Here is a 5,545-nt window from a genome sequence, read left to right as displayed (position 1 = left end):
GTTCTTTTAACTTACAATTGTTAAAACTATTAGTCAATCTTTGAAATCTAAACAAGTGATCGATTGAGCCAGTCTATTATGATTAAATAATAGATTAGACAAACTAATATATAAAACTAAAAGTTTTTTGATTAAAAACTTCATAATAATTACTAAAAGCAATTTTAGTAAAAACATTATTACTAGATTGCATTAGCAATCTTAGTCTTTAGTGTTGCTTCTTAGTAAAGCTTTGCTTTACGCTAAAGAAGGTTAATATGGAGAGTTTGATCCTGGCTCAGAGTGAACGCTGGCGGCGTGCCTAATACATGCAAGTCGAACGGACAAGTAAGAGCTTGCTCTTATGAGTTAGTGGCGCACGGGTGAGTAATGTATAGCTAATCTGCCCTACACTAGAGGACAACAGTTGGAAACGACTGCTAATACTCTATACTCCTCTTTAACATAAGTTAGATAGGGAAAGTTTTTCGGTGTAGGATGAGGCTATATTGTATCAGCTAGTTGGTGAGGTAATGGCTCACCAAGGCTATGACGCATAACTGGTCTGAGAGGATGATCAGTCACACTGGAACTGAGACACGGTCCAGACTCCTACGGGAGGCAGCAGTAGGGAATATTGCTCAATGGGGGAAACCCTGAAGCAGCAACGCCGCGTGGAGGATGACACTTTTCGGAGCGTAAACTCCTTTTGTTAGGGAAGAACAATGACGGTACCTAACGAATAAGCACCGGCTAACTCCGTGCCAGCAGCCGCGGTAATACGGAGGGTGCAAGCGTTACTCGGAATCACTGGGCGTAAAGGACGCGTAGGCGGATTATCAAGTCTCTTGTGAAATCCTATGGCTTAACCATAGAACTGCTTGAGAAACTGATAATCTAGAGTGAGGGAGAGGCAGATGGAATTGGTGGTGTAGGGGTAAAATCCGTAGAGATCACCAGGAATACCCATTGCGAAGGCGATCTGCTGGAACTCAACTGACGCTAATGCGTGAAAGCGTGGGGAGCAAACAGGATTAGATACCCTGGTAGTCCACGCCCTAAACGATGTATACTAGTTGTTGCTAAGCTAGTCTTGGCAGTAATGCACCTAACGGATTAAGTATACCGCCTGGGGAGTACGGTCGCAAGATTAAAACTCAAAGGAATAGACGGGGACCCGCACAAGCGGTGGAGCATGTGGTTTAATTCGAAGATACGCGAAGAACCTTACCCGGACTTGATATCTAACAAATCATCTAGAGATAGAAGAGTGTCTGCTTGCAGAAATGTTAAGACAGGTGCTGCACGGCTGTCGTCAGCTCGTGTCGTGAGATGTTGGGTTAAGTCCCGCAACGAGCGCAACCCACGTCATTAGTTGCTAACAGTTCGGCTGAGCACTCTAATGAGACTGCCTTCGTAAGGAGGAGGAAGGTGTGGACGACGTCAAGTCATCATGGCCCTTATGTCCGGGGCGACACACGTGCTACAATGGCATATACAATGAGAAGCAATATCGCGAGATGGAGCAAATCTATAAAATATGTCCCAGTTCGGATTGGAGTCTGCAACTCGACTCCATGAAGCCGGAATCGCTAGTAATCGTAGATCAGCCATGCTACGGTGAATACGTTCCCGGGTCTTGTACTCACCGCCCGTCACACCATGGGAGTTGATTTCACTCGAAGCCGGAATACTAAATTAGTTACCGTCCACAGTGGAATCAGCGACTGGGGTGAAGTCGTAACAAGGTAACCGTAGGAGAACCTGCGGTTGGATCACCTCCTTTCTAGAGTACATATAGATATTCTCTCACAAGGTATCTATAAGAAAGATATTCTCAATCATCCTTGTTTAGTTTTGAAAGATTGATAGACCTATAGGGGCCTATAGCTCAGCTGGTTAGAGTGCACCCCTGATAAGGGTGAGGTCACAAGTTCAAGTCTTGTTAGGCCCACCAGAGAATTTAATTGGGGAATTAGCTCAGCTGGGAGAGCGCCTGCTTTGCACGCAGGAGGTCAGCGGTTCGATCCCGCTATTCTCCACCATAAATATAGTTTAACAACATTAAGTTTAATTAGAGAGCTTAAATTTAAACTTTCTAATTAGGCTTTTGTCTAAATGTTCTTTTAATTAATATTGTTAATAGTCACAAGCAAGTTTTAAAAACAATTTTACAGGACTTGTTAAAGGTTTAAATTTCTATTCTCTTTGCTTTTAATGCAAAAGTTTGACATCACAATCTATTTAGGATTTAAAACTTATCTAAATAGTAGTCAATGCTTTCCGTCTTGAGAGTTAGAATTTAAATGTAGTAACATAAAGTTATCTTTAACAAGGAAGTGATGCGAATTAGAATAATCTAATATAGAAAAGGTAAGCTACAAAGAGCAAGTGGTGGATGCCTTGGCTAGTAGAGGCGATGAAAGACGTGCCAGGCTGCGATAAGTCTCGGGGAGCCGTCAAGGGGCTTTGATCCGGGAATTTCTGAATGGGGCAACCCAACTAATAGAGATATTAGTTACCGTATAACGGAGCGAACGAGGGGAATTGAAACATCTTAGTACCCTCAGGAAAAGAAATCAAAAGAGATTACGCTAGTAGCGGCGAGCGAACGCGTAAGAGGGCAAACCACTAGTTTACTAGTGGGGTTGTAGGACTGCGATATAGACTAAACTTAGCTAATAGAACAACCTGGAAAGGTTGGGCACAGAGGGTGATACCCCCGTATATGAAAGCTTTGTTTTACTTAGCAGTATCCTGAGTAGGGCGGAACACGTGATATTCTGTCTGAAGCTGGGTAGACCACTATCCAACCCTAAATACTACTACTAGACCGATAGTGCACAAGTACCGTGAGGGAAAGGTGAAAAGAACTGAGGTGATCAGAGTGAAATAGAACCTGAAACCATTTGCTTACAATCATTCAGAGCCCTATGATTTATCAGGGTGATGGACTGCCTTTTGCATAATGAGCCTGCGAGTTGTGATGTCTGGCGAGGTTAAGGAAACCCGGAGCCGTAGCGAAAGCGAGTCTTAATAGGGCGTTTAGTCAGACGTTGCAGACCCGAAACGATGTGATCTATCCATGAGCAGGTTGAAACCGGTGTAAGAGCCGGTGGAGGACCGAACCCGCTAGCGTTGAAAAGCTATGGGATGACTTGTGGATAGGGGTGAAAGGCCAATCAAACATCGTGATAGCTGGTTCTCTCCGAAATATATTTAGGTATAGCGTCATGTAGTAACACTAGGGGGTAGAGCACTGAATGGGCTAGGGCATACACCAATGTACCAAACCCTATCAAACTCCGAATACCTAGTGTGTAATCATGGCAGTCAGGCGGCGAGTGATAAAATCCGTCGTCGAGAGGGGAACAACCCAGACTAACAGCTAAGGTCCCTAAATCTCATTTAAGTGGAAAACGATGTGGAGTTACTTAAACAACCAGGAGGTTGGCTTAGAAGCAGCCATCCTTTAAAGAAAGCGTAATAGCTCACTGGTCTAGTGATTCTGCGCGGAAAATATAACGGGGCTAAAATGAGTACCGAAGCTTTAGACTTAGTTTTACTAAGTGGTAGGAGAGCGTTGTATTTGCGTTGAAGGTATACCGGTAAGGAGTGCTGGAGCGAATACAAGTGAGCATGCAGGCATGAGTAGCGATAATTGGGGTGAGAATCCCCAACGCCGTAAACCCAAGGTTTCCTACGCGATGCTCGTCATCGTAGGGTTAGCCGGGTCCTAAGCAAAGTCCGAAAGGGGTATGCGATGGAAAATTGGTTAATATTCCAATGCCAACTATAATGTGCGATGGAAGGACGCTTAGAGTTAGAGGAGCCAGCGGATGGTAGTGCTGGTCGAAAGGTGCAGGTTGGAGTTCAGGCAAATCCGAGCTCCTTTAAGCCGAGGCCTTACAGGTGCGTGAAGTTCTTCGGAATGAATCGTAAATCCTTGATACTGTCGAGCCAAGAAAAGTTTCTAAGTTTAGTTATAGTTGCCCGTACCGTAAACCGACACAGGTGGGTGGGATGAGTATTCTAAGGCGCGTGGAAGAACTCTCTTCAAGGAACTCTGCAAAATAGCACCGTATCTTCGGTATAAGGTGTGCCTAACTTTGTGAAGGATTTACTCCGTAAGCATTGAAGGTTACAACAAAGAGTCCCTCCCGACTGTTTACCAAAAACACAGCACTCTGCTAACTCGTAAGAGGATGTATAGGGTGTGACGCCTGCCCGGTGCTCGAAGGTTAATTGATGACGTTAGCTCTGCGAAGCGTTTGATCGAAGCCCGAGTAAACGGCGGCCGTAACTATAACGGTCCTAAGGTAGCGAAATTCCTTGTCGATTAAATATCGACCTGCATGAATGGCGTAACGAGATGGGAGCTGTCTCGAAGAGGGATCCAGTGAAATTGTAGTGGAGGTGAAAATTCCTCCTACCCGCGGCAAGACGGAAAGACCCCGTGGACCTTTACTACAGCTTGACACTGCTATTGGGATAAAAATGTGCAGGATAGGCGGGAGGCTTTGATCCATAGACGCCAGTTTATGGTGAGCCATTGTTGAGATACCGCTCTTTTTTATTCTGATAGCTAACTAGCTTGAGTTATCCTCAAGTAGGACAATGTCTGGTGGGTAGTTTGACTGGGGCGGTCGCCTCCCAAAATGTAACGGAGGCTTACAAAGGTTGGCTCAGAACGGTTGGAAATCGTTCGTAGAGTATAAAGGCATAAGCCAGCTTAACTGCGAGACATACACGTCAAGCAGAGACGAAAGTCGGTCTTAGTGATCCGGTGGTTCTGTGTGGAAGGGCCATCGCTCAAAGGATAAAAGGTACCCCGGGGATAACAGGCTGATCTCCCCCAAGAGCTCACATCGACGGGGAGGTTTGGCACCTCGATGTCGGCTCATCGCATCCTGGGGCTGGAGCAGGTCCCAAGGGTATGGCTGTTCGCCATTTAAAGCGGTACGCGAGCTGGGTTCAGAACGTCGTGAGACAGTTCGGTCCCTATCTGCCGTGGGCGCAAGAAGATTGAGGAGAGTTGACCCTAGTACGAGAGGACCGGGTCGAACCAACCACTGGTGTACGAGTTGTCCTGCCAAGGGCACCGCTCGGTAGCTATGTTGGGATGTGATAACTGCTGAAAGCATCTAAGCAGGAAGCCAACTCCAAGATGAATCTTCTTTTAAGAGCTCATATAGACTATGTGTTTGATAGGCTGGGTGTGTAATGGATGAAAGTCCTTTAGCTGACCAGTACTAATAGCTCGTCTGCTTATCTTTTAATAAGCATCACTTCCTTGTTAAGGATAAAAACTTAATAAGATATGTTTTTATAAAACTTTGTTTATGACTTTTAACTTTATCTAGTAGTGTTAAATAAGGGATTTATTTAGTATATCTTTTATTTAACACTGCCCGTGACTATACAGACGAGGAAACGCCTTGCTCCATCTCGAACCAAGAAGCTAAGCTCGTCCTGGCTGATGATACTCTCCCTTACTGGGATGTTGGAAAAGTAGGTCGTTGCGGGCTTTGTTGTTAATCTGCTTTTAATTCTTATATTATTAATC

At 44.9% G+C, this 5,545-nt stretch carries 2 tRNA genes and 3 rRNA genes; all 5 read left to right on the top strand.

The features are described 5' to 3' along the window. Positions 1–254 precede the first annotated feature (254 nt). Positions 255–1,765 (top strand): 16S ribosomal RNA (locus CVT14_RS10410). 94 nt (positions 1,766–1,859) lie between these two features. Then, positions 1,860–1,936 (top strand) — tRNA-Ile (locus CVT14_RS10405). Between the two features lie 12 nt (positions 1,937–1,948). Further along, positions 1,949–2,024: transfer RNA gene (locus tag CVT14_RS10400), tRNA-Ala, on the top strand. 326 nt (positions 2,025–2,350) lie between these two features. Then, a 23S ribosomal RNA gene (locus CVT14_RS10395) occupies positions 2,351–5,255 on the top strand. Between the two features lie 133 nt (positions 5,256–5,388). Then, positions 5,389–5,507: ribosomal RNA gene (gene rrf, locus CVT14_RS10390) — 5S ribosomal RNA — on the top strand. The 16S, 23S and 5S rRNA genes sit together here with 2 tRNA genes alongside, the layout of an rRNA operon. The last annotated feature ends 38 nt before the right edge of the window (positions 5,508–5,545 follow it).

Origin of the sequence: Campylobacter concisus, from assembly GCF_003048445.1 — a bacterium.
GTDB lineage: Bacteria > Campylobacterota > Campylobacteria > Campylobacterales > Campylobacteraceae > Campylobacter_A > Campylobacter_A concisus_BF.
Note: the sequence above shows the minus strand (reverse complement) of the source record. Positions and strands in the feature narration are given on the sequence as shown.